The sequence below is a fragment of the Aeromicrobium ginsengisoli genome (assembly GCF_004134905.2).
GTDB classification, from domain to species: Bacteria; Actinomycetota; Actinomycetes; order Propionibacteriales; family Nocardioidaceae; genus Aeromicrobium; species Aeromicrobium ginsengisoli.
The window spans coordinates 92678-116498 of sequence record NZ_SDPQ02000003.1 but is presented as its reverse complement, the minus strand read 5'-3'; the positions used below and the strand labels follow the sequence as shown (position 1 = coordinate 116498).

Genomic DNA, 23821 nt, shown 5'->3' with positions numbered 1-23821 from the left:
GGACGCCGTCGTCCGGGGTCGTCACCACAGCGGCTGGGTGGCGACCCTGGACCGGCTGCGCGCGCGTGGCATGGACGACGTGGGCCTGGAGCTGCTGCTCGAGTGCATGGCGGCGGCCGAGCGCGAGGCCTGGGCCAGCGAGGGCGTACCGACCGCGGAGTACGCGCATCGGGCGGCCGTGATCCATCGCCGCCGCCGGGACCACGCCGCCGAGGTCGAGGTGCTGGAGCGTTGGATCGCCGCGTGCCCCGAGCCCCGCGACCCGTACAGCCGACTGGCGGTGCGGCTCGTGAAGGCGCGACGGCTGCTGGCTACTCCACCTCGAGACGCTGCTCGGTCAGGCGCCGGCGGGTCTGCGTGTCGAGGCTCTCGCGCTTGACCTTCAGCTGGTCGTAGATCCCACCGACCGCCCAGCCGATGACCGGTGGCATGACCGGCCCGACGAAGCAGATGAACAGGATCAAGGCACCGGTGGGCGTCATGGGCTTTCCTTCGGGTCGGAACGGATGGTCAGGCGCGCCGGAGCGCGTAACGGGCGGCGTTGTAGCCACACATGCCGTGGGCGCCGGCGCCCGGTGGTGTGGCTGCGGAGCAGAGATGGACGCCGGGGGCGCCGGTCGCGTACGGGTGCAGGGTCGTGCGTGGCCGGAACACCAGCTGCCGGGCCGTGTTGGCGCCGGCGATGATGTCGCCCCCGACGAGATTGGGGTTGCCGGCCTCGAAGTCGCCGGTGGTCCGGACGTGGGTCGCCCGGATGCGGTCGCGGAATCCCGGTGCGAACCGCTCGATCTGGCTCGTGATCGCCTCCGTGGCGTCGCCCGTGTAGCCCGACGGCACGTGCGCATAGGCGTACAGCGGATCCACCCCGTCGCGCGATCGCGTGGGGTCGGCGACGTACTGCTGGCCGATCAGCACGAACGGTCGCTCCGGCATCTGCCCCTTCGACACCGCCAGCTCCGCCGCGGCGATCTCGTCGAACCCTCCGCCGAGGTGGACCGTGCCGGCGGAGCGGGACGGCTCGTGCGTCCACGGCACGCCGCCCTCGACGGCGTAGTCGACCTTGAAGGCGGCTGCAGCGTGGCGATAGCGCCGGTACGCTCGCGCGACGCGAGCCGGCATGCGCTCGCCGACGATGTCGGCCGCTGCACGCGGCGAGGTGTCGAGCATGACGATGTCAGGGCCGCCCAGCTGGTCGAGGGACGTCACGGTGATGCCGGTCTCGAACCTCACCCCGCGGGCCGTTGCGAGCTCGATGATCGCGCGGCTGATCTCGCCGGTACCGCCCTCGGCGACGGGCCAGCCCAGCGCGTGGGCCGATGCGCCGAGCGCCACCGGGATCGACGACGACAGGATTCCGGAGAACGGCCGGAACGTGTGCGCCGCCGCTCCCGCGAACAGGCCTCTGGCCTCGGGCGTCTCCCACCGCCGCCCGAGGGCCGGCACGGTCAGCGCCGCGTACGCGCCGAACCGCGCCAGGTGGACCGGGTGCTTCGGGACGTGCAGGACCGGCTGGAGGATGTCGGCCGAGAGCCCCTCGAACCGCTCAGCCAGCGGGCCGAAGAGCCGTCTCCACGAGCGACCGTCGGCGCCGAGCTCGTCGGCAGTCGTCTCGACCGAGCGCCACACCGCGCCGCCCCGGCCACCGTCGAGCGGGTGACTGAACTGCACCTCCGGCCAGCGCCAGGTCAGGCCCGCCGCCGTGAGGTCGAACTGCTTCGCGAACGCCGAGCCGATCGCCAGCGGATGGATCGCCGAGCAGTCGTCGTGCACGAGTCCCGGCAGCGTGAGCTCGCTGGAGCTCGCGCCGCCGCCCAACCGGTCCTGGGCCTCCAGCACCGTGACCTCGACCCCTGCGTCGGCAAGCGTCAATGCGGCGGCGAGTCCGTTCGGTCCGCTGCCGACGACGGTGGCAGTCGTCATCGCGCACCCGTCATACGTCGCTCCGTCAGGTGCACCGGATAGTCGGGCCCGTCCTCGGGCCACGGCTGCCGCTCGAGCATGTCGGCGACCAGGACCTGGCCCTCCTCGAGGAGTCCGGCCGCAGCGTCATGGATGCGGTACGCCTGCCGCTGGACGTGGAACGGCTGGGACTCGAGCACGATGACGCGGAGCTCGCCCTCGGCGAAGCCGCAGCGCGACTGGATTGCCTCGAGCAACTGCTCGTCGTGCAGATGCCCCTCGCCGAAGTTCCAGCCGAGCGCTACGCCGGCGACGAACTCGCCGTCCCGGATCGTGTGGCCCGACTCGGCGCCGACGACCCGGTCGATCAGGCCGTTGAGCGCTCGCCCGTGGGTGTGCATCGACCGCCAGGCCATGCCCTTCTGCATCATCAGGTCGGCGACCTCGGGACCGTACAGCGTGGCGAGCTGGTTGATCGGCAAGCGGCTCGACGTCGTGAGCCCCGACTCGAGCCGCGCCTCGGTGGCGTCGTCCTGGAAGATCCACACGCTGGTCGCCCAGTTGCCCGCGTAGTAGCGCATCGACAGCAGGAACGACACGAGGTGCGGCTTGAGGTTGCCGAGGACCGGCAGCCCGACGAGCGCCGGCACCAGGATGAACAGGATGCCCGGCGACGTCAGGTCGTAGATGCCGGTCTCGGAGTGGGCGCCGAACAGGTAGAACAGCGAGAAGATGAAGAAGAGGTTCCACTCCAGCGGCACGCCCATCGGCACGGTCGACAGGATGTGGAGGTGGAAGATCGCCATGAAGATGATGGCTGCCCACGTCAGCGGACCACCGCCGCCGACGAACACGAGATAGGCCGGCACGCCGAACTCGACGGCGGTGCCGCCGTGCGCGAGCAGTCGCGGGATCCAGGACGGGCGCAGGTCGTGCGTCGCGTCGCGATACATCAGTCGTTTGATCGCCTCGGACCGGATCAGCGGGCTGTTGCTCATCATGACCGCGACGACGTACGGGAAATGGTGGTTGAGCTTCGACGTCGCTGCACCCCACCACAGCGCGAGCATCACGAGCTTGAACCCGACGACCATGTCGACGTACGGGAAGAAGAACAGGAACAGCGTCAGCCAGTACTGCTCGCCGCGGGCGGCCAGGAAGATCGTCTTGTCCCGCAGCCCCAGCACCGCGAGCAGCACGATCAAGGGGATGGCGGCCTTCTCGTCGAGCAGCCCGAGGTCACCCGTGCCCGGGCGGGTCAGCAGCCAGACCGCCGAGCCGAGCGCCCCGGCGTACAGGACGACGTCGGCGACGGTGCGGGTGTCACCGCGGGTCAGCGGGACCTTGCCCGGCCACGGTGGCAGCCGGATCGTGCCGGGTCGCAGCCACCAGAGGAAGCCGCCGATCGGCGGGACGAAGCGCAGCGTCAACGGGCCGAAGCCGCAACCGAGGCCGAGGACCTCGTAGAGCAGTGTCCAGACGACGAGCTTCTGGTAGACGATCGGCTCGTCCCACCACGTGCTGATGTCGCCGAGCCCGCCGATGCCCGGGGTCAGCGAGATGACGTACGCGGCGCCGCCGCAGTAGAACGCGCACTTGACCAGATAGAGGAGGTAGACCGCGTACGGCGTCCCGAAGCCATGCTCGACCCAGTGGCGAGAGAGCACCTTGAGCCGTTCCGCCCGCGGCAGGCCGGGCCACGTCTTGTGGTCGACCTCGGGGAGCTCCGGCGACATGAAACCCATGGCTGGGACGCTACGGACTCGCCGCTGCCCGGCACCATATGTCGGCGCGACGAACCTGTCGCATCGCTTTGTGCGGTGCGCACGAAGCGGCGTTCAGGGCTTCGCGAGGACTGCGCCGCCGAGCCAGTGTGCCGCCTCGAGCGCAGCCTGCAGCTCGAACACCACGCCGGGCTCGTCGAGGTGCCGGCCGCACGAGGCGAGGGCTTGTTGGACGCGGTACTGGATCGAGTTGCGGTGCAGCGTCATCGCCTCCGCGGCGCCGGCGTAGCTGCGGTTGTGGTCGAGGAAGACCCGCAAGGTCTCACGCAGCGTCGCGGACCGCTCGTCGTCGACCGCCAGCCCGCCCAGGGCCGCCAGGACGTACGCCCGTAGCTGCGGCAGGTCGGCTGCCATGAGGGCGACCGGTGCGACCTCGCGATAGGTCACGACCTGTGGCGCCCGCCCGGCTCCGGCGAGCTTGATCTCCTTGACCCGCTCGGCCTGGTGGAGGCTGCGGCGGAACCCGGCGACGCCGTCCTCCGGGCTGCCGACGGCGAGGTGCACCTGCAGCTGGGCGGCCTCGAGCGCGCGGCCCAGCTCTGTCGACGCCACCACGCTCGCGGGCGGTACGCGGAACCACATGCGTACCTCGCGCTCGTCGTTGGGCACGATCAGAGGCGGGCCGACCGCCTTGAGGGTCCGCGCCACGACCTTGCTGGCGTCGTCGAACAGCTTGACGACGTCGAAGCCCGAGACGTCGATGTGCGGCCACGCCTCGAGCGCGACGTGCGTGCCGTCCAGGGCGTACGCGAGGGTCTGCTCGGCCTGCCGGATGTCGTTGCTCGTGCCGCTCAGGATCTCGTTGACGGACTGCTGCCGGAGGCCGCTGCGGCTGCTGACCCAACGATCGCGCTCGGCCTCGTACGAACGGCCGACCTGCTCGCAGACCTTGTCGATGTAAGCCGCGGCCCGGCTGACGAAGTGCAGGACGACGTCCATCTGGTCCGCCGTCGGGTTGATGAGCCCGAGGGCGACGTCGAGGAACCGGGCATGACCGATCCGGTAGGCCCGGATGAGCGCCGACAGCGGCACGTCGCGCTGGGCGAGCGTGCGGGCGTACGTCAGGGCTGCGGTCGGGGCGTCGAGCTCCTCGACCGGCGTGCCGTGCTCGAGGAAGTTGACGGCGGCGACGATGTTCTCGCTGATGCTGGCCTCGAGCAGCGCCCGCAGCCGGCTGTCGTGGTCGAGGTCGCTGACCTCCTGCAACGTGACCTCGAAGAGCGCCGCGGCGAACGCGTCGCGCTGCGTCAGCATCTGCCGCGCGACGCTCGAGACCTGCTCCTCGACCGAAGCGGTGACGTCCATCGGGTCAGTATGCCGCCGAATCGTCAGCCGGTGACCCGCCAGACGCTGGGCGCCGTGCCGTGGTCGCGCTTGAACGCCCGGCTGAACGCCTCCTCCGACTCGTACCCGACCCTGCGTGCAACCACGGTGACCGGCAGGGTCGTCGAGCGCAGCAGGTCCTCCGCGACGTGCATACGCCAGCCCGTCAGATAGCGGATCGGGGCGAGGCCGAGCACCGAGCGGAACCGTTCGTCGAGGACCGTCGAGGAGACCGTGGCCTCGCGCGCGAGATCGGCGAGGGTCCACTTGCGCGCCGGGTCGCCGTGGATCGCCGCGAGGGCGGGCGCGACGACAGGGTCGTGCAGGGCGCCCAGCCAGCCGGTGTCGGTCGCGGGTGCGCCGGCCAGGTGGAGCTTGAGCACCTCGCGGAGGAGGAGCTGCGGCACGTCGGTCGGTGCCGCGAGCCGGTCGTCGCCGACCTGGCTCGTCTGCTGGAGCACGAGGTCGCTGCTGGCCCTGACCCACGAGCGGGCGGGGCCCTCGGGCGGGCTCACGACGAACACCGGCGGGAAGACGCGCATGCGCGGATCGAACAGTCGGTCGTCGCACACCAGGTAGCCGCACACCAGCTCGCTGCGGGCACCGCCGAGCCCGTGGACGATGTGCGGCAGCGAGTCCCACGGCGGCGGGGCGACGAGCTGCGTGATCGGCACCAGCTCGGCGTCCTCGTGACCGCCCATGCGGTGCTGGTCGTTGTAGGGCATGACGATGACGTCACCCTCGTGGGCCCAGACCTTGTGCGATCCGGCCTCGACCCAGCAGCTGCCCGACACGACGACGTGGAAGATGACGATGCGCGTGGCGCCGGGCGCCAGCACCGCCGTGGCGTCCTGCGTCGGCAGTGACTCGTACGCCCACGGCTCGGTGTACTCACCGTGCAGGAACATCGCGCCCGAGAGCTGCACCTGGGCGATGGCCTCGGCAAGCGCGGCGGATCGGTCAGGGGCTGCGGCATCCCGGTCATGGTCGGCGCCGACGCTCGTCATGAGACTGAGTGTGACACCACTTTTTCTAGGGAGACAGCACATGTCGCACGACTCCACCGCCGCACGGTTCAACGCCACGGGCTTCTCCCGCTGGGTCAACGGCACGCACGGTCGCGCCTTCCGGCTCGTCGCCGGTCTCGCCTGGCTCACGTTCGGGCTGCTCTTTCGCGATCACTGGTGGGGCGTCGCCGCGATGACGTGGAGCTTCTTCCCGCTGAGCGCCGGCCTCTTCGACCTGTGCTGGATCAGCGCTGCGCTGGGCGGCCCGCTCTCGAGCCGGAAGATCCGCGACGGTCAGGTCACGACGCGGTCAGCAGCGGGGCGAGTCTCCTGACGCGGCGGTCGAGTTCCGCGTACGCCGAGTCGAAGGCGGCGTCACTCCCGTTCGGCACGGGATCGGGGATCGACCAGTGCAGGGCGACCCGGGAGCCAAGCTCTTCATAGGCGTTGTCGCACACCGCGACGATGTAGTCGTCTGCCGAGGCGATGTCGGCGAGCCGTTGTGGCTTCGTACGCGTGAGCTTGAGTGCGTGTCTCTTAGCTGCAGCCTTGGCGCCCTCGGAGACGCGTTCAGCAGGATGGGTCCCCGCGGATGCGACGGAGATCGTGCTGGACCTGCGCCACAATGCGGCCGCCAGCTGAGAGCGTGCGGAGTTCGCTGAGCAGACGAACACCACACGTCCCACACGCAGCCCCGGAGCTGGGGCCGGTTCCTCGGGGGCGTCGGCGACCAGCGTCAAGTAGGTGCGGCGCCGATCACCCTCGGATCGCCTCCGGAGGATCAACCCCGCGTCCTCCAGCACCTTGAGGTGGTGGGCCATCAAGTTTGAAGGCAGGTCGAGCATCGCTTGGAGCTCGCTGGGAGACCGGTCGCCGAGCGTGAGCTCATCCATCACGGCGAGGCGTGCGGCGTCGGCGAGCGCTGCGTGGTGTGCCGCCCGTGCCTCAAGGGCAGTTCGCTCAGTAGTCATTGAGTCGAGTTTGACTGAGTGACTGTGAGACGTCAAGATGAGCTCGTGACGAACAGTGACGCGCCGACTGCGACCGCTCCCCAACCGCTCGGCCGTCGGCTTCTCGCCGAGCTGCTCGGCACCGGCCTGCTGGTCACCGTCGTTGTGGGCTCGGGCATCGCGGCGGCTGACCTCTCACCGCGCGACACGGGTCTCCAACTTCTCGAGAACAGCACCGCGACTGTCCTCGGCCTCGCGGTCCTCATCCTGATGCTCGGCCCGGTCTCGGGCGCGCACTTCAATCCCGTGGTCACGGTCGCCGACTGGTTCCTGTCCCGACGCGATCTCGAAGGCTTCTCGGCGCGCCACATCGTGCCGTACGTCGCCGCGCAATCGGCGGGAGCGGTCGCGGGCGCCCTGCTGGCCAACGCGATGTTCGACGTCGGCACGACGTTCTCGGAACACGAACGAGCCAGCGGCAGCCACCTTCTCGGTGAGGTGGTCGCAACGGCAGGCCTGGTGCTGCTGATCTTCGCGCTCGTGCGGACGGACCGGACGGCGGTGGTGGCGCCGGCAGTGGGTGCCTACATCGGCGCGGCCTATTGGTTCACGAGCTCGACGTCGTTCGCCAATCCCGCGGTGGCGCTCGGCCGGATGTTCTCGGACACCTTCGCGGGCATCGCGCCGACCTCGGTCCCGTCGTTCGTCCTGGCGCAGATCGTCGGCGCAGCGATCGGCATCGTGCTGGTCCTCGCGCTCTATCCGTCGCAGGCGGTCACGCCGCACACCCATCAAGGAGAACCCCATGCCTGATCGCCCCAGTGTCCTGTTCGTCTGCGTGCACAACGCCGGTCGTTCGCAGATGGCTGCGGGTTTCCTGCAGTCGCTCGGCCAGGGACGGATCGACGTACGCTCTGCCGGGTCCATGCCCGGCAACCAGATCAACCCCGTCGCGGTCGAGGCCATGGCCGAGGTCGGCATCGACATTGCCGGCGAGCAGCCCAAGAAGCTGACCGATGACGCGGTGGTCGCGTCGGACGTCGTCATCACGATGGGCTGCGGTGACGAGTGCCCGTACTTCCCCGGCAAGCGCTACGAGGACTGGGTCCTCGACGACCCGGCCGGCCAGGGCATCGACGCGGTCCGCCCGATCCGCGATGAGATCAGGGCCCGCGTCGAGCAGCTGATCGCCTCTCTCGACTGATCCTTGGTTGCCCGCACTCGGGCGCGCCGGTGGGCCGCCGGACGTGTGGTCAGGCGGCTTGGCGGTGGGTGGTTTGTCGTCGGCGGCGGAGGGTGCGGCCGGTGTGGTTGGTGAACTCGAACCCGGTGACGGCGTTGCCGGTGATGGCCAGTCGGCCTCGGTGGAGGAGGTGGTGGCACCTGACGCAGAGGCCGATGAGGAGGTCGAGGTCGGTGGGTCCGCCGTGGGGCCACCAGATGGTGTGGTGGATCTCCAGATGTGTGTGCTTGCAACCCGGGGTGGCGCACACGCCCTTCTGGCGGGCGAGGACGGCGCGGCGTTGCAGGAGGGTGGGTTGGTACTTGATGGTCCCGGCATTCATGATCTGGGCTTGTTGGCCGTCGCGGTGTTGGGTGAGGAACGCGGTGGTGTCGCCGATGCACGCCAGGTACATCAGCAGGTGGGGTCCGATCGCACCGTGCCCTGCGAGTTTCGCGGGTTCGGTTTCGGGCATCGGGTCGGGTGTCGTGAACGGCTTCTCGGTGGCCTGCTGGACGTGTTCGGCGGCTGCGGCGACGGTGTCGGCGTCGACGAACACGGACACGTGGGGTCGGACGCCCTTGTCCGAGGGGAGCCCGCCAGCCAGGATGCTGTCGAGCAGGTCGTCGAGGCCTTGGACCCGGCGTTGCGATCCGGTGCGGTCGTCGTCCTTGTCCCGCGGTGCTGACACCGAGTCGAGGACGGCTTTGAGCTTGGCGCCGGTGATCGTGTTGAGGAAACCGTTGACGTGCCAGCCGTCGGGGACTGCTTCGACGTTGAAGTCTTCGCGATCCATGCCGCGTTCCCAGGCGTCGTCGAGGTCTTCGGGGTGCACGAGGGCTTTGAGGTGCTTGACGGCTTCGAACAGGTCGGATGGTGCGTGCTCCAACGCCACGGCGAGCAGGACTTGTTCGTGCTGGCGCATCGGTTCGAGCCCGACGTGGCGCAACCCGTAGACGAACGCCCGCACGTGCTGAGTGCTGATCCGACCATCGAAGGCAGCTTCGGCAACTGAGGGCAAGTCGCGGGAGATGATCGCGCCGCGGACCAGGGTGTTGGCTTCACCAGAGTTCATCCGCAGCTGGTTTCGGACCCACGTGTTCAGGGTCGACGCGCCGTCGAGCTCGTAGTCCTTCGACGCCTCCAGCTCCACCAACAGGACGGCTTGTGCCGCGTCGATCGCGTGCTGCGCCTCTTGCAGGGCATGCAGCTGTTCGCGCACATCGCCCCCACGGAGCGTCTGCGCGGCGGTGCGCATCGCGTCGATCGTGGGCTGCGGGTTCATACTCCAACTCTAGTCGAACACCTGTTCGATGACAAGAGGTTATTCACTGAAATGGCGGACCAAATCACGTGTCGTACCCATGTGAAAGGATGGTCGTCAGACCGCGAATTGACTCAGACTTGCAGGGTCTCCGCAAGCATCGGGAGGGCGCCCGGGACCAGCGCGTAGTAGGACCACGTGCCGCGCTTCGTACGGGTCAGCAACCCGGCGTCGACCAGGATCTTGAGGTGGTGCGACACCGTGGGCTGCGACAGGTCGAGGGGCTCGTTGAGGTCGCAGACGCACGCCTCGCCACCTTCATTCGCCGCGACGAGCGACAGCAAACGCAGGCGCGTCGGGTCACCGATCGCCTTGAAGCGAGCCGCAAGCTCACTCGCCTCCTCGGCGCTCAGGGCTCCGCGTGTGATGGGGGAGCAGCACGCGGTGGCGGCGGACTCGAGCACGGTCAGCGAGGTCGGCATGGATCCAGCATACCCTTTCATTGACATTCGTCGATGAAAGGGTACAGTCGCATTCATCGAAACTTTTGGATGAATCAGGAGCGCCCCATGCCGGACCTGCAGAACCCCGAGCTTCCCGTCGCCGTGATCGGTGCCGGCCCCGCAGGCCTCGCGGCCGCCGCGCAGCTGCGCAGTCGTGGGTTGCCGTTCCTCGTGCTCGAAGCCGGCCAGGTTGCCGGAGCGGCCGTGCGGGAGTGGTCGCACGTACGCCTGTTCTCGCCGTGGTCGGAGCTCGTCGACCCGGCCGCCGCCGAGCTGCTCGACGAGAACGGCTGGACGAGCCCTGACCAGGCTGCGTACCCGACCGGCGGCACGTGGGCCGACGACTACCTGCAGCCGCTCGCGGACGCACTCGGCGAGACCGTCCGATATGGCACGAAGGTCGTCGGCGTCGCCAAGAGTGGGCGCGACCGGCTCGTCGACTCCGGACGTGAGGACCAGGCGTTCACGGTGCACGTCGAGTCGGCAGCAGGCGCTGAGCGGATCTCCGCGCGAGCCGTGATCGACGCGTCCGGTACATGGACCGGCCCCAATCCGCTCGGCGGCGACGGGCTGCCGGCCCTCGGCGAACAGGCCGCCGCGGACCGCATCACGTACCGGATCCCCGACCTCGCCGACCCCGCGACGAGAGAGCGCTATGCCGGCAAGCACGTCGTCGTCGCCGGCACCGGTGCGTCGGCCAAGGGCGCGCTCATCGGGCTCGTGGCCCTCGCCGAGCAGGACCCCTCGACGCGGGTCTCCTGGCTCGTCCGCCGGGCCAGCGTCGGAGCCGCGTTCGAGGGCAGCGACGACGACGAGCTCGCCGAGCGCGGAGCCCTGGGGCGCCGGGCCGCCGAAGCCGTGTCGTCCGGGCCCGTCCGTACGCTCAACAGCTTCCGCACGGCCTCGGTCGTACGCGCGGACAACGGCACGCTCACGCTCACCTCGATGGACGGGCAGGAGCTCGAAGGGGTCGACGAGGTCATCGCGTTGACCGGGTTCCGCCCCGACCTGTCGATGCTGTCCGAGATCCGGCTCGACCTCGACCCTGTGCTCCAGGCACCGCGCCAACTCGCACCCCTCATCGATCCCAACGTGCACTCGTGTGGCACGGTCTATCCGCACGGCGCCAAAGAGCTCGCGCAGCCCGAGGTCGGCTTCTACCTCGTCGGCATGAAGTCGTACGGGCGTGCGACCTCGTTCCTCACGCTCACCGGTTTCGAGCAGACCCGGTCGGTCGTGGCCGAGATCGCCGGCGACCACGAGTCCGCGGCACGCGTCGAGCTGACGCTGCCCGAGACCGGCGTATGTGGCGGTGCCGGCGGGTTCGACGCCGAGCCCTCCGGCGGTGGTTGCTGCGGCACGACCTCCGGCCCCGAGCTGATCACCCTCAGCACCACGCGGTGAACCAAGCTGAGTGGGCCCCGTGGGACTCGAACCCACAACCCGCGGATTAAAAGTCCGCTGCTCTGCCAATTGAGCTAGAGGCCCGCGCCGTATGACGCGCGTACACAGTCTGCCAGTGGCCGGTCCGGTTCGTTGAACCGGAAAGGTCAGCTGCCCGACCGGCGGGCCTGCTTGATCGCCTCGGCCAGCGCCCAGCCGTCGCCGACGGGGCCGACGTGCCCGAGCTTGTCGGGGTTCACGACCGATCGGATCGTCTGGATCCGGCCGTCGAGCACCTCCAGCGTCATGGTGCCGACCACCCGGTCGTCGCGATCCCGCAGGACGACCCCGGGGTCACCGTTCAGCAGGCGCGGCTGGAGGTGGACGTCGATCTCGGCGAGCAGCGGGAAGTTGCCGGCCAGTACCCGCGCGACGTTGGCCGCGCCGTGCACGATCCTGGCGAACGCGGGGGCCTTGCCGCCACCGTCGCCGACCATCTGGACGTCGGCGGCGAGCAGGTCCTGCAGTCCGTCGACGTCGCCGCCCAGCAGTGCATCGAAGAACCGGGCCGCGAGCACGTCCCGCTCCTTGCGGTCGGCCTCGAACCGGGCCTGCCCGCCATCCATGTGGCGCCGGGCCCGCGTGGCGAGCTGACGGCACGCCACCTCGGAGCGGCCGACCGCGGTGGCGACCTCGGGGAAGCCGAAGCCGAACACCTCCCGCAGCACGAACACCGCGCGCTCGAGCGGACTCAGCCGCTCGAGCAGCAGGAGGGCCGCCATCGACACCGAGTCGGCCAGCTCGGCCGCCCGCTCGGGGTCCTCGTAGGGGTCGTCCAGCAGCGGCTCGGGCAGCCACTGTCCGACGTACGCCTCCCGGCGCACGCGGGCCGAGCGCAGCACGTCGATCGAGATACGGGTCACGACCGCCGACAGGAACGCCTTCGTCGAGGTCGGCTCCGTCGGCGTGGCCTCGTAGCGCAGCCAGGTCTCCTGAACGGCGTCCTCGGCCTCGGCGACGCTGCCGAGGATCCGGTACGCGATGGAGAACAGCAGCCCCCGCAGGTCCTCGAACTCCTCGGTGCGGGTCATGCCAGCTCCTTCGCGAACCCCTGCCGCCAGCTGGGGTAGCGCAGCTCCCAGCCGAGCTCGCGCTTGGCCTTGGCGTTGGAGAAGCCGCGCCCCTCGGTCATCATGCCCACCATCATGTCTCCGATCAGCAGTCGCGCGAGCCACGCGGGCACCCGTCGCGGGGGCTTGGCGCCGGCGCACTTCGCATAGAAGGGCAGCCACTCGTTGAACGGGGCGGGCTCGTCGTCGACGATGTTGAACACGCCTCGTACGCGCTGCTCCACCGCCAGGACGGTCGCGCTCGCGGCATCGTCGATGTGGACGAACGAGGAGTGGCCCGCACCGCCGCCGAGGATCGGGACCAGCCTCTTGCGTACGAACTTCAGTTGCTCCTCGTCGGCGCCGTTGCCGTAGAACCCGCCATAGCGCAGGACCGCGCCACCGGCCTTGAGCACCACGTCCTCGAGGTGGTTGACCGCCTTGGTGCCTTCGACCACCTCCAGTGGGTCCTCCTCGGTCTTGACCCAGCCACCCTCGCGCAGCCCGTTGAAGCTGGCGTGGCTCTGGGAGACCACGTGGGAGACGCCGGTCGCCTCGGCGGCCGCCAACAGGTGGTCGATGCCTTCGCTGCGGAGACGGTTGGTGGCTTCGAAGTAGCGGTCCGCCTTCCGCGGGTTCAGCTTGCCGCCGTGGGTCGGCGACAGGCCGGTCATCTGGTTGACGATGGTGTCCGGCTCCGCCGCAGCCACTGCCTCGCCGACGGCTGCCGCGTCGAGTCCGTCCATCACGACCGCCTCGGCTCCCAGCCGGCTCAGCACGTCCAGCTTGCCGACGTTGGTCGTCGTCGCCGTCACGTGATGGCCCTGGGCCACCAGCTGGGGGATCAGACTCTGGCCGATCACTCCGGTCCCGCCTGCCACGAACACTCGCATGATGGTCACCTTCCAGGTTCGACTTCGCTGTCGTACCTGGGACGAGACAGTCCTGGATCCTGTGACATACGGGTCGTAAACCGGAAATCGCGTGCGCGGCGAGGGGTGACCCGATAACCTCGTCCGAAGGGGAGGACAACCCTGACACGGCTTGCCGTGATCGGGCTGACCGTGTGTTGTGCAGACCGAAAGCAAGAGGGAGCGCCCCTGATGCCGGAGCCCTTGGACAGTCGCCTCCGCGACGACCAGGCACTCGATGAGATCGAGCTGACGAGTCGGCTCATCATCGCGGCCTCATCCAAGGACGGCCACCTCTCCCAGCGTGAGGTCGACGAGATCCTCGGGATCGCGAAAGCGGGATGACCGCCTGAGTGGCACCGCGATTGACACTCTGGAGCGCCCTGCCTCTAGCATGGGCGTGGCCTACCCAGCATTGACAGGAGCTAGTCGTGCGTTTTCGCATTCGACCGGTTGAGACGACGTTCTACGAACTCTTCACCGAAATGGCGAACCACCTCGTACTCGGCGCCGATCTGCTGGCGCAGATGTTGGACACCGGAACCGACAAGAAGTCGATCGGCGAGCAGATGCGCGAGGCCGAGCACCAGGCCGACGAGACGACGCACAAGATCATCAAGCGCGCCAACTCCACGTTCATCACCCCGTTCGACCGCGAGGACATCTACCGGCTCGCGAGCAGCCTCGACGACGTCATGGACTTCATGGAGGAGACGGTCGACCTGGTCGGCCTCTACGAGCTCGGCGACCTGCCGGCCGACTTCGCGCCCCAGGTCGAGGTGCTGCAGCGTGCGACCCAGCTGACCGCCGAGGCGATGCCCCGGCTTCGCACCATGAAGGACCTCGACGAGTACTGGATCGAGATCAACCGCCTCGAGAACCAGGGCGACCGTTCCTACCGCCGCATCGTGGCCAACCTGTTCAGCGGCAACTACAAGTCGCTCGAAGTGCTCAAGCGCAAGGATGTCGTCGACTCCCTCGAGCACGCCATCGACGCCCTCGAGTCGGTCGCGAACACGGTGGAGCAGATCGCCGTCAAGGAGTCCTGAGTCGTGGACCTCACCCTGGCGCTGGTGATCGCCACTGTCGCCATCGCCCTGTTCTTCGACTACACCAACGGCTTCCACGACGCTGCGAACGCCATCGCCACCTCAGTGTCGACGCGGGCTCTGACGCCACGCCTGGCCCTGACGATGGCGGCGATCCTCAACTTCGTCGGAGCGCTGCTGGGCGTCGGTGTCGCCAAGACCATCAAGGACATCCTCACCGGGTTCGACGACATGTCGTCCAACCACGCCCTGACCGTGGTGCTCAGCGCACTGGTCGGGGCGATCGTCTGGAACCTCATCACGTGGTACTTCGGCATCCCGTCGTCCTCGTCGCACGCCCTGATCGGCGGTCTGATCGGGGTCGGCCTCGCAGCCGGCGTCTCGGTCGACTGGGACAAGGTCGTCGACAAGGTCGCCATTCCGATGGTGGTCAGCCCGGCGATCGGCTTCGGCGGCGCGTTCCTCGTCATGCTGACGATCATGTGGGTGTTCCGCCGCGCCAACCCGCACACGCTCAACCGCGGCTTCCGCCTCGCGCAGACCGTCTCGGCTGCGGCGCTGTCCCTGGGTCACGGCCTGCAGGACGCGCAGAAGACCATGGGCGTCATCGTCCTCGCGTTGATCGCCGGCGGGGAGCACAGCGGTGACGACATCCCGCTGTGGGTCATCATCGCGGCGGCCAGTGCGATCTCGCTCGGCACGATGTCCGGCGGCATGCGCATCATGCGCACGATGGGCCGCCGCATCATCGCGCTCGACCCGCCGCGCGGATTCGCCGCCGAGTCGACGGCAGCGCTCGTCCTCTACGGCATGGCGATCGGCGCGCACGCCCCGGTCTCGACGACGCACACCATGACATCGGCCGTGATGGGCGCCGGAGCGACGAAGCGGTTCAGCGCCGTACGGTGGGGAGTGGCTCGGGGGATCATCACCGCATGGATCATCACGATCCCCGCCGCGGCCGCCGTCGGCGCGATCACCTACGTGATCCTCCACCTGGTCATCCCGGGCAACTAAGGTCCTGAACACGAATGCCCCCACGCTCGGCGTGGGGGCATTCGTGCGTGATGGAGCTGTTATCCAAACCGTCCCTGGATGTAGGCCTCGGTGGCCGGGTCGGTGGGGTTGGAGAAGATCGCCTCGGTACGCCCGTGCTCGATGAGCCGGCCGGGCTTGCCGACACCCGACAGGTTGAAGAACGCGGTCTCGTCGGAGACGCGCGCCGCCTGCTGCATGTTGTGGGTGACGATGACGATCGTGTACTGCGTCTTGAGCTCGTGGATCAGGTCCTCGATGACGCTCGTCGAGATCGGGTCGAGGGCCGAGCACGGCTCGTCCATCAGGAGGATCTCCGGCTCGACCGAGATCGCGCGGGCGATGCACAGGCGCTGCTGCTGGCCGCCTGACAGGCCCGAGCCCGGACGGTCGAGGCGCTCCTTGACCTCCGCCCACAGGCCGGCGCTGCGCAGCGACCGCTCGACGATGTCGTCGGCCTCGGTCTTCTTCATGCGCTTGCTGTTGAGCTTCTGCCCGGCGAGCACGTTGTCGTAGATCGACATCGTGGGGAACGGGTTGGGCCGCTGGAACACCATGCCGATCATCCGGCGGACGTTCACGGGGTCCATGTCGGCGCCGTAGAGGTCCTGGCCGTCGATCAGCACCTTGCCCTCGACGCGGGCGCCGCGGATGACCTCGTGCATGCGGTTGAGCGACCGGAGGAAGGTCGACTTGCCGCAGCCCGAGGGGCCGATGAACGCCGTGACGGACTTCGCGGCGATCGGGATGGTGACGTCCTCCACGGCGAGGAAGTCGCCGTAGAAGATGTTCAGGTCAGAGACATCGATGCTCTTGGCCATGACAGAGTCCTTTCTGAACTCAGCGCTCGCCCTTGGGCGAGAAGAAGTAGGAGACGAGGCGGGCGATGAGGTTGAGCAGCATCACGATGATCAGCAGCACGAGCGCGGCTCCCCACGCACGGTCGATGCTGAACTCCGGCGGGATGCCGGGGTTGCGCTGCGACGCGAAGGCGAAGACCGGCAGCGATGCCATACGCCCGTCGAAGAGGTTGAAGTTCACCGAGTCGGTCGTGCCGACGATGATCAGCAGGGGAGCGGTCTCGCCGATGACGCGGGCGATCGACAACGTGACACCGGTGACGATGCCGGCGAGCGACGTCGGCAGGACGATCTTGGACACGGTGCGCCACTTGGGCACTCCGAGCGCGTACGACGCCTCCCGCAGCTCGTTGGGCACGAGCTTGAGCATCTCTTCGGTCGAGCGGACGAGGATCGGGATCATCAGCACGGACAACGCGACCGAGCCGCCGATGCCCATGCGGACACCCTCACCGAAGAACAGGACGAACAGCGCGTAGGCGAACAGGCCCGCGACGATCGACGGGATGCCGGTCATGACGTCGACCAGGAACCGGATCCAGCGGGACAGCCGGTTGCCCTCGGCGTACTCGACGAGGTAGATCGCTGCGAAGATGCCGATCGGGATCGAGATGACTGCGGCCGCCCCGGTGATCAGGAGCGTCCCGACCAGTGCGTGGTAGATGCCGCCGCCCTCGCCGACGACGTTGCGCATCGAGTTGGTGAAGAACTCTGCCGACAAGACCTTGGTGCCCTTGCTGATGACAGTCCACAGGATGCTGAACAAGGGGAACATCGCGAGCACGAACGCGGACGACACCAGAGTCGTGACGAGCCGGTCGGTCGCCTTGCGGCGACCTTCGACGGCGGCGGACCACAGTGGCAGGACCATGCAGATGACCCAGGCGAGGAGGGCGGCCTGCAGGAGATTCACCCCGACGGCGTACGCGGCCGCAGCCGCGGCAACGGCCGCGGTGATGACGGCGCGCGGGCCCCAGGTCGGCAGCCGTGCGCCGTAGAGCTCGCGGGAGACGTCGACGGGCGGCGGAGTGAGAGTGGTCGTCATCAGTTGGCTCCGGAGAATTCCTTGCGGCGGTCCACGATGGACCGGGCGGCGAAGTTGACGAGGAAGGTGATCACGAACAGCACCAGGCCGCTGGCGATCAGGGCGTTGACGCTCTTGCCGGTCGCCTCGGCGAAGCCGAGGGCGATGTTCGCGGCGATCGTGCTGGGGTTGTCACTGCCGATGAGGTTGGCAGTGACCGTGCCGACTCCGACCGAGAGCACCATCGCGACGGCGAGCGTCTCGCCGAGGGCACGGCCGAGGCCCAGCATCGCGGCCGACACGATGCCCGAGCGGGCGTAGGGGAAGATCGCCAGCCGGGCCATCTCCCAGCGCGTGGCGCCGAGGGCCAGGGCGGCCTCCTCGTGCAGGCGAGGGGTCTGCAGGAAGATCTCGCGGCAGATCGCGGTCATGATCGGCAGGATCATGACCGCAAGCACGATGCTCGCGGTCAAGATGGTGCGGCCGGTTGCCGACGCCGGGCCGAAGAACGGCAGGAACCCGAGGTGCTCGTCGAGCCAGGCGTAGAACGGGACCAGGTGCGGTGCGAGGAAGCCGATGCCCCACAGGCCGTAGACAACACTCGGCACGGCGGCGAGGAGATCGATCAGGTAGCCCAGGGTCTGGCCCAGCCTGCGAGGCGCGTAGTGCGAGATGAAGAGGGCGACGCCGATCGCGACCGGCACCGCGATGAGCATCGCGACGGTCGCGGCGATCAGCGTCCCGTAGACGAGCGGCCAGACGTACGGGAGGAAGCTCTTGCCGCTCTTGACCTCGTCGGGCGAGGCGGTGATCCCGGGGATGCCCTGGACCGTGAGGAAGATCGCCACGCCGGCAAGGATCGCGAGGATGAGCAGTCCAGCGCCCAAGGAGACGCCGGAGAAGATGCGGTCACCGGGACGGCGGATCGGAGCCCGGCCGGGAGCGGGAGCCTGCGTGCTGGTCACAGGTGGTGCCTTTCAGGAAATGAGGGGACCGGAACCCGGCCCATGAGCCTGACGGAAGGACGTGCGCCCTTCCGACAAGCTCAAGGGTCGGGGTCAGCTGACCTTGATCGTCTCGATCGCGGCCTGGACCTTCTTGCCGAACTCCGCGGTGAGCGGGGCCGAACCGGCACCGGCGGCGGCAGCAGCCTGACCGTCGCTGCTGGCCACGTACGTCAGCCACGCCTTGATGAGTGCAGCGTCCTTCGCGGGCGCCTGGCAGGCGATCTGGTACGACGCCAGGACGATCGGGTAGACACCGGCCTCGGTGGAGGTGCGGTCGACGTCGATCGCGATGTCGGTGGCCGAGCGACCGGCGACGGGCTTGGAGGTGTCGAGCACCTTGGCAGCAGCCTCAGGCGTGGCGGCGTTGAACGTGTCGCCCACCTTGACCTTGGCCTGGCCGAGGTCGCCGGCCTGGCTCTCGTCGGCGTAGCCGATCGTGCCCTTGCCACCCGTGACCGCGGCCACGACGCCGGAGGTGCCTTCGGCAGCCTCGCCGCCCTTGATGGGCCAGGTCTGACCGGGCTCGGCCGTCCAGGCGCCTTCAGCAGCCTTCGACAGGTAGTCGGTGAAGTTCTGCGTGGTGCCCGAGTCGTCGGAGCGGTGCACCGGCGTGATCTTCTCGCTGGGCAGCTTGGCGTCGGGGTTGTCGGCCTTGATGGCCGCGTCGTCCCACGTCGTGATCTTGCCGGCGAAGATGTCGGCGATCGTCTTGGGCGACAGGTTCAGGTCCTTGACGCCGTCGAGGTTGAAGATGACGGCGATGGGGCTGACGTAGACGGGGACCTCGACGACGTCGCCCTTGCACAGCTCCTTGGCCTTGGCGAGCTCGTCGTCGTCCAGGTAGGCGTCGGAGCCGGCGATCGCCAGGCCACCGGCGAGGAACTGCTCACGGCCGCCACCGGAGCCGACCGGGTCGTAGTTGACCGTGGTGTCGGGGTTCGTGGTCTGGAAGGCCTTCTTCCAGGCGTTCACGGCGGCCTCCTGGGCGCTGGATCCGCCGGCGTTGAGCGTTCCGGACACCTTGGTGTCGGTGCCCTTCGATCCCGAGTCATCGGATTCATTCGCTGCACCGCAGGCGCTGAGGCCGAAGGCGAGTGCGAGCAAGGCCGCGGGGGCGGCGATGCGCAGTGAGTTGCGGTTCACGGGGGGTCCCTCTCTGGGATTCTCTAGATGCTTACGTCCCGTGACGCTATGAGGGGCAGGTGTATCGATGTCCGACCGCGGGTGAACGAGAGGTGAACGCTGATCTAACGGTCGAGTCGTGGTGCGGTGGTTCTGCCCGTCAAGGCAGCTTCTCGGTCGCGATGATCGTGCCCTTGCGGTGGTGGACGACGATTGCCTCGCCAGTCGCGAGCTGGTGCACGTCGCTGCCGATCGCGTCGAACACCCACGGCAGCGTGGGGCGGTGCGAGCACAGCACGACGGGCTTCTTGCGATCGAGCAGTGCGGCGACGGAGCGCTCGACCTGGGCCGCCCGGGTGTCCTCCGCGAGCCGGTCGTCGATCTCGAGGAACGTGCTGATCGAGTGCGCGTACGGTTCGACGGTCTGGGCGCAGCGCACCGCCGGGCTGCTGACCACTCGGCGTACGCCGTAGGCAGCGAGCAGCGGGACCAGCGCCTGCGCCTGCTCGACCCCGACGGCGGTGAGAGGTCGCTCGAGGTCGTCCTCGTAGTCGTCTCGGGAGGCCGCCTTGCCGTGGCGGGCGACGATCAGGGTGCGGGCTCGGTGGCCCTGGCGCTCGCGGAGGCTGCGGAAGTCCTCCAGCACCTCGATGTCGTGGGCGTACGTCAGCAGCTCGCGTGCCTCACGCACGCCGACCCAGCGGAGCTCGTCGACCTCCTTGTTGGGCTCGAACGCCTCGTTCGCGCCCTCGCCGATCGCCCGCGCGGACCAGTAGTCGACGACCTTGGTGCCCGCCGCGATCGGATAGCGGACCTGCACCAGCGGGGGCCCCAGGCGTACGCGGAGACCGGTCTCCTCGAAGATCTCGCGGACCGCCGTGGCCTGCAGGGCCTCGCCCGGATCGACCTTGCCCTTGGGGAACGACCAGTCGTCGTACGACGGCCGGTGCACCACGAGCACGTCGACGCGCGGTTCGGCCCGGCTCGCGGTGGTTCGCTTCCGCCAGACCACTCCACCCGCTGCGTTGATGATCCGTTCACTTGGCATACGCGTATTCTCCCCTGAGGACGTGGCCGGCGGATGAAGGAGACATGGACGGGATGCGACTGCGGCTCGTGCTGATCGCCGTCGTGGTCCCCCTGCTCGTCATCGCCGGGGCGATCGCGGGCGGCCGCTGGGCCGGCAGCACGGTCTCCGCCGACGCCCGGTCAGCCCTGACGTCGGCGCTCGACACGCTGCCCGCCGACACCCAGGTCGCGGGGTTCACGGACTGGTCGCGGATCCGCACCGTGCTCGGGGTCGGCTCGACGACCGCCGCGGACCGCGCCGCCCTGACCGACGACGCGTCGCTGCGTGACCTCTCGACCCGTTCGGTCCTCGGGCAGTACACCGAGCAGCTGCACGACGCCTACGGCTGGTCGCCGGCGGACCTCGAGTGGGAGGTTTACGGGCAGGCGGGCGACGGCTCGGTGATGGTCGCGCGGCTCGACGGCTCGATCTCGTTCGGCTCGGTCCGCTCTCACCTGAAGGAGCTCGGCTACTCGCGCAACGGCGACGTCTGGACGATCGACAAGGACAGTCCCGCCGTGCGCTCTGAGTTCGCCTCGACGCTTGCGGCGGTGACCCTCGTGGCCGGTCAGCGGCTGATCGTCGCTGCGGACCGGCCGGCGTACGCCACGGCGGTGCTCAAGACGATCCACCGCGGCGCGCCGTCGCTGTTGAGCGTACGCAGTGCTGCTGACGTCGCGGGCAGCCTCGGCGGCGCCGACACGGCGCTGCTGCAGACCGGCGGGTTCGCGTGCCAGTCGACCTCGCTCCGCGACGCGGGTGCCGACGTGCGGGCGCAGGCGCGTGCCGCGATCGACCGGTCCGGTGCGCTGGCCAAGCCGACGTTCGCTGGCCGCGCCCTCGACGCGGGCTCGAAGCGCAGCGAGACCATGCGGTTCGCGCTCGCGTTCAGGTCACCGACCGCCGCCGCCAACCAGATCGAGGTACGTCGGGCACTGGCGACCGGCCCGTTCATCGGGCGTTCCGGCCGGGTCGAGGAGTCGCTCGTGCTGCGGTCGGCCGCCGTGCGCGGCAGCACCGCCGTGCTGCGGTTCCGCCACGACCCGGACAGCACGGCCTACATGACCGGCGACGGACCCTTGCTCTTCGCCGCCTGCCCGCTCTGAACCGTGCTAGCGGCTGCGGCGGGCCTTGGCGCGATCGATCAGCACCGACTGCAGGTCCGACGAGCCGACGTGGCGGTCCCACTGGCCGTCAGGGCCGAGGTGCCATGACGTGGTCTCGGGGTCGACGGAGCGCGCGAGCAGGTCACCGAGCTGCTCGGTGTGCGCCGCCGACGGCACGCGGACGAGCACCTCGACGCGACGATCGAGGTTGCGGTGCATCAGGTCGGCCGAGCCCATCCATGCCTCGGGCTCGCCGCCACCGGCGAACCAGTAGACCCGGCTGTGCTCGAGGAACCGGCCGAGGATGCTGTGCACGCGGATGTTCTCGCTGAGCCCCGGCACGCCGGGCCGCAGCGTGCAGATGCCGCGGATGATGAGGTCGACCTGGACCCCGGCGCGGGACGCCTCGTAGAGCTTGTCGATCACGGCCTCGTCGACGAGGGAGTTGACCTTGAGGCGTATGCCCGAGGGGCGGCCGGCCGCGTGGTGTGCGATCTCGGTGTCGATGCGCTCCAGGATCCCGTCGCGAAGACCCGCCGGCGCGACCATGAGCCGGCGGTAGGAGAAGTCCTGCGCGAAGCCCGAGAGGTTGTTGAACAGGTCAGTGAGGTCGTGGCTGATGTCGGGGTCGGCCGTGAGCAGGCCGAAGTCCTCGTAGAGGCGGGCCGTCTTGGGGTTGTAGTTGCCCGTGCCGATGTGTGCGTAGCGACGCAGCCCGTCGGGCTCGTCGCGCACGACGAGCGCGAGCTTGCAGTGCGTCTTGAGGCCGACGAGGCCATAGACGACGTGGCAGCCGGCTCGCTCGAGCTTGCGGGCCCAGCGGATGTTGGCCTGCTCGTCGAAGCGCGCCTTGATCTCGACCAGCACCAGGACCTGCTTGCCGGCGCGTGCGGCGTCGACCAGCGAGTCGATGATGGGGGAGTCGCCCGAGGTCCGGTAGAGCGTCTGCTTGATCGCGAGCACGTGTGGGTCGGCGGCGGCCTGCTCGATGAAGCGCTGCACGCTCGTGGCGAACGAGTCGTAGGGGTGGTGCACCAGCACGTCGCGCTTGCGCAGTGCGCTGAACAGGTCGGCGGGCTTGGAGGTCTCGACCTCGGCGAGGTGCTCGTGGGTGCCGGGGACGAACCGGTCGTAGCTGAGCTCGGGCCGGTCGAGGTCAGCGATCTCGTTGAGGCTGCGCAGGTCGAGTGGGCCCCTCAGGCGTACGACCTCGTCGACCCTGATGCCCAGCTCGGAGACCAGCAGGTCGAGCACACCGGGATCGATCGACTCCTCGACCTCAAGACGTACGGGCGGTCCGAACTTGCGTCGCAGCAGCTCCTTCTCGAGCGCCTTGAGCAGGTTCTCCGCGTCGTCCTCCTCGACCTCGAGGTCCTCGTTGCGGGTGACCCGGAACGCGTGGTGGGCGATGAGCTCCATGCCGGGGAAGAGCAGGTCGAGGTGTGCGGCGATGACTTCCTCGAGCGGCACGAACCGGCCTGGGTCGGCCTGCATCCAGCGGTTGATGATCGGCGGCACCTTGACCCGGGCGAAGTGGTCCTTGCCGGTGTCGGGGTTGCGCATGACCAATGCGAGGTTGAGGGACAGTCCCGAGATGTAGGGGAACGGGTGCGCGGGGTCGACGGCCAGAGGCGTCAGGATCGGGAAGACCCGGTCGCGGTAGAGCGCGCTGATCTGCTCCTGCTCGGTCGGTCGCAACGAGTCCCAGTGCAGCAGCTCGATGCCCTCGGCGGCCAGCGCCGGCACGAGCTCTCCGTGGTACGTCTCGGCGTGCGCGACCATGAGCTCCTGGCTCGCCGCGAGGCTGCGGGAGAGCACGTCGCGGGGGTTGAGGCCGCTGGCGGACGGCACCGCGACACCGGCCGCGATGCGGCGCTTGAGCCCAGCGATGCGGACCATGAAGAACTCGTCGAGGTTGCTCGCGAAGATCGCCGCGAAGCGTACGCGCTCGAGCAGCGGGAGCGTGTCGTCCTGCGCCAGCTCGAGGACCCGCGCGTTGAACGCGATCCAGGACAGCTCGCGGTCGAGGAACCGGTCGTGCGGCAGGGCAGGACTCTCTGCGGGGTCGAACGGGGGGTCGACGTCGAACTCGTCGGGGGACGCCGGGGCCTCGAGGTCGGCAACGGCCATGTCATGGGTCTCCACATGTCTACTTTGACAGGCGAAGATGAACGCTGATTGAACGAAATCCCGA

At 68.9% G+C, this 23821-nt stretch carries 24 protein-coding genes and 1 tRNA gene; 8 read left to right on the top strand and 17 right to left on the bottom strand.

The window, feature by feature from the left end; all coding sequences use genetic code 11:
- Positions 1–311 precede the first annotated feature (311 nt).
- The 5 genes from ESP70_RS20160 to ESP70_RS13690 all read right to left on the bottom strand — a co-directional run bounded on the left by ESP70_RS20160 (position 312) and on the right by ESP70_RS13690 (position 6013).
- Positions 312–482 (bottom strand): hypothetical protein, encoded by a 171-nt coding sequence (locus tag ESP70_RS20160; RefSeq protein WP_188110633.1) that lies wholly within the window; start codon positions 480–482, stop codon positions 312–314.
- A gap of 28 nt (positions 483–510) precedes the next feature.
- A complete protein-coding gene (locus tag ESP70_RS13705) occupies positions 511–1920 on the bottom strand; it encodes a phytoene desaturase family protein (protein ID WP_149689890.1) in 1410 nt (469 codons plus the stop codon).
- A complete protein-coding gene (locus ESP70_RS13700; protein ID WP_149689889.1) occupies positions 1917–3644 on the bottom strand; it encodes a DUF3556 domain-containing protein in 1728 nt (575 codons plus the stop codon). The genes ESP70_RS13705 and ESP70_RS13700 overlap by 4 nt, the downstream gene beginning before the upstream one ends.
- Positions 3645–3737: 93 nt before the next feature.
- Positions 3738–4988, bottom strand: a complete 1251-nt coding sequence (locus ESP70_RS13695; RefSeq protein WP_223148736.1) for a PucR family transcriptional regulator — start codon at positions 4986–4988, stop codon at positions 3738–3740.
- Between the two features lie 23 nt (positions 4989–5011).
- The gene (locus ESP70_RS13690) at positions 5012–6013 is read right to left on the bottom strand and encodes an AraC family transcriptional regulator (RefSeq protein WP_149689888.1); all 1002 of its coding nucleotides are present in this window, start codon (positions 6011–6013) and stop codon (positions 5012–5014) included.
- Between the two features lie 40 nt (positions 6014–6053).
- Between ESP70_RS13690 and ESP70_RS13685 the strand changes: the two genes are divergently transcribed.
- Entirely contained in the window at positions 6054–6347 is a 294-nt protein-coding gene (locus ESP70_RS13685; RefSeq protein WP_149689887.1) for a DUF2892 domain-containing protein, read from the top strand.
- Here the strand turns inward: ESP70_RS13685 and ESP70_RS13680 are convergent.
- Positions 6313–6984 carry an arsenate reductase/protein-tyrosine-phosphatase family protein gene (locus ESP70_RS13680; protein ID WP_149689886.1) on the bottom strand — a complete coding sequence of 224 codons (672 nt, stop codon included), beginning with the start codon at positions 6982–6984 and terminating at the stop codon, positions 6313–6315. The genes ESP70_RS13685 and ESP70_RS13680 overlap by 35 nt on opposite strands.
- Before the next feature lie 45 nt (positions 6985–7029).
- Between ESP70_RS13680 and ESP70_RS13675 the strand changes: the two genes are divergently transcribed.
- Together ESP70_RS13675 and ESP70_RS13670 are read left to right on the top strand one after the other, a co-directional pair.
- Positions 7030–7776, top strand: coding sequence for an aquaporin (locus ESP70_RS13675; protein WP_188110632.1), 747 nt, complete (start codon positions 7030–7032; stop codon positions 7774–7776).
- Entirely contained in the window at positions 7769–8167 is a 399-nt protein-coding gene (locus tag ESP70_RS13670) for an arsenate reductase ArsC (RefSeq protein ID WP_149689884.1), read from the top strand. Before ESP70_RS13675 ends, ESP70_RS13670 begins: the two co-directional genes overlap by 8 nt.
- Positions 8168–8216: 49 nt before the next feature.
- On the opposite strand, the gene ESP70_RS13665 is transcribed toward ESP70_RS13670, so the two are convergent.
- Positions 8217–9470 (bottom strand): HNH endonuclease, encoded by a 1254-nt coding sequence (locus tag ESP70_RS13665; RefSeq protein ID WP_149689883.1) that lies wholly within the window; start codon positions 9468–9470, stop codon positions 8217–8219.
- 113 nt (positions 9471–9583) lie between these two features.
- Positions 9584–9931, bottom strand: coding sequence for an ArsR/SmtB family transcription factor (locus ESP70_RS13660; protein ID WP_188110631.1), 348 nt, complete (start codon positions 9929–9931; stop codon positions 9584–9586).
- 87 nt (positions 9932–10018) lie between these two features.
- Between ESP70_RS13660 and ESP70_RS13655 the strand changes: the two genes are divergently transcribed.
- Entirely contained in the window at positions 10019–11356 is a 1338-nt protein-coding gene (locus ESP70_RS13655) for an NAD(P)-binding domain-containing protein (protein WP_149689881.1), read from the top strand.
- Between the two features lie 11 nt (positions 11357–11367).
- Here ESP70_RS13655 and ESP70_RS13650 read toward each other — a convergent pair.
- The 3 genes from ESP70_RS13650 to ESP70_RS13640 all read right to left on the bottom strand — a co-directional run bounded on the left by ESP70_RS13650 (position 11368) and on the right by ESP70_RS13640 (position 13337).
- Positions 11368–11440 (bottom strand) — tRNA-Lys (locus tag ESP70_RS13650).
- 62 nt (positions 11441–11502) lie between these two features.
- Entirely contained in the window at positions 11503–12426 is a 924-nt protein-coding gene (locus tag ESP70_RS13645) for an RNA polymerase sigma-70 factor (RefSeq protein WP_149689880.1), read from the bottom strand.
- On the bottom strand, positions 12423–13337 hold the full coding sequence (locus ESP70_RS13640) for an NAD-dependent epimerase/dehydratase family protein (protein WP_149689879.1): 915 nt from the start codon (positions 13335–13337) through the stop codon (positions 12423–12425). Before ESP70_RS13640 ends, ESP70_RS13645 begins: the two co-directional genes overlap by 4 nt.
- Positions 13338–13547: 210 nt before the next feature.
- Between ESP70_RS13640 and ESP70_RS20155 the strand changes: the two genes are divergently transcribed.
- The 3 genes from ESP70_RS20155 to ESP70_RS13630 all read left to right on the top strand — a co-directional run bounded on the left by ESP70_RS20155 (position 13548) and on the right by ESP70_RS13630 (position 15421).
- Positions 13548–13700 (top strand): hypothetical protein, encoded by a 153-nt coding sequence (locus ESP70_RS20155; RefSeq protein ID WP_188110630.1) that lies wholly within the window; start codon positions 13548–13550, stop codon positions 13698–13700.
- An 86-nt stretch (positions 13701–13786) separates the two neighbouring features.
- Positions 13787–14404: a DUF47 domain-containing protein gene (locus ESP70_RS13635; protein ID WP_149689878.1), complete on the top strand. Its 618-nt coding sequence runs from the start codon at positions 13787–13789 to the stop codon at positions 14402–14404.
- A 3-nt stretch (positions 14405–14407) separates the two neighbouring features.
- Positions 14408–15421 carry an inorganic phosphate transporter gene (locus ESP70_RS13630; protein WP_149689877.1) on the top strand — a complete coding sequence of 338 codons (1014 nt, stop codon included), beginning with the start codon at positions 14408–14410 and terminating at the stop codon, positions 15419–15421.
- A 59-nt stretch (positions 15422–15480) separates the two neighbouring features.
- Here the strand turns inward: ESP70_RS13630 and pstB are convergent, their stop codons facing one another.
- The 5 genes from pstB to ESP70_RS13605 all read right to left on the bottom strand — a co-directional run bounded on the left by pstB (position 15481) and on the right by ESP70_RS13605 (position 20500).
- Positions 15481–16260, bottom strand: a complete 780-nt coding sequence (gene pstB, locus ESP70_RS13625) for a phosphate ABC transporter ATP-binding protein PstB (protein WP_149689876.1) — start codon at positions 16258–16260, stop codon at positions 15481–15483.
- A 19-nt stretch (positions 16261–16279) separates the two neighbouring features.
- Positions 16280–17344 carry a phosphate ABC transporter permease PstA gene (gene pstA / locus ESP70_RS13620; protein WP_149689875.1) on the bottom strand — a complete coding sequence of 355 codons (1065 nt, stop codon included), beginning with the start codon at positions 17342–17344 and terminating at the stop codon, positions 16280–16282.
- Complete coding sequence (gene pstC, locus ESP70_RS13615) at positions 17344–18288, bottom strand: phosphate ABC transporter permease subunit PstC (RefSeq protein WP_149689874.1); 945 nt, start codon at positions 18286–18288, stop codon at positions 17344–17346. The genes pstA and pstC overlap by 1 nt, the downstream gene beginning before the upstream one ends.
- A gap of 93 nt (positions 18289–18381) precedes the next feature.
- Positions 18382–19473: a phosphate ABC transporter substrate-binding protein PstS gene (gene pstS, locus ESP70_RS13610; protein WP_149689873.1), complete on the bottom strand. Its 1092-nt coding sequence runs from the start codon at positions 19471–19473 to the stop codon at positions 18382–18384.
- A gap of 139 nt (positions 19474–19612) precedes the next feature.
- Positions 19613–20500 (bottom strand): NUDIX hydrolase, encoded by an 888-nt coding sequence (locus tag ESP70_RS13605; RefSeq protein ID WP_149689872.1) that lies wholly within the window; start codon positions 20498–20500, stop codon positions 19613–19615.
- A 44-nt stretch (positions 20501–20544) separates the two neighbouring features.
- Between ESP70_RS13605 and ESP70_RS13600 the strand changes: the two genes are divergently transcribed.
- On the top strand, positions 20545–21627 hold the full coding sequence (locus ESP70_RS13600) for a hypothetical protein (RefSeq protein WP_149689871.1): 1083 nt from the start codon (positions 20545–20547) through the stop codon (positions 21625–21627).
- Between the two features lie 6 nt (positions 21628–21633).
- Here ESP70_RS13600 and ESP70_RS13595 read toward each other — a convergent pair whose 3' ends face one another.
- On the bottom strand, positions 21634–23757 hold the full coding sequence (locus ESP70_RS13595; protein WP_223148774.1) for an RNA degradosome polyphosphate kinase: 2124 nt from the start codon (positions 23755–23757) through the stop codon (positions 21634–21636).
- Positions 23758–23821 lie beyond the last annotated feature (64 nt).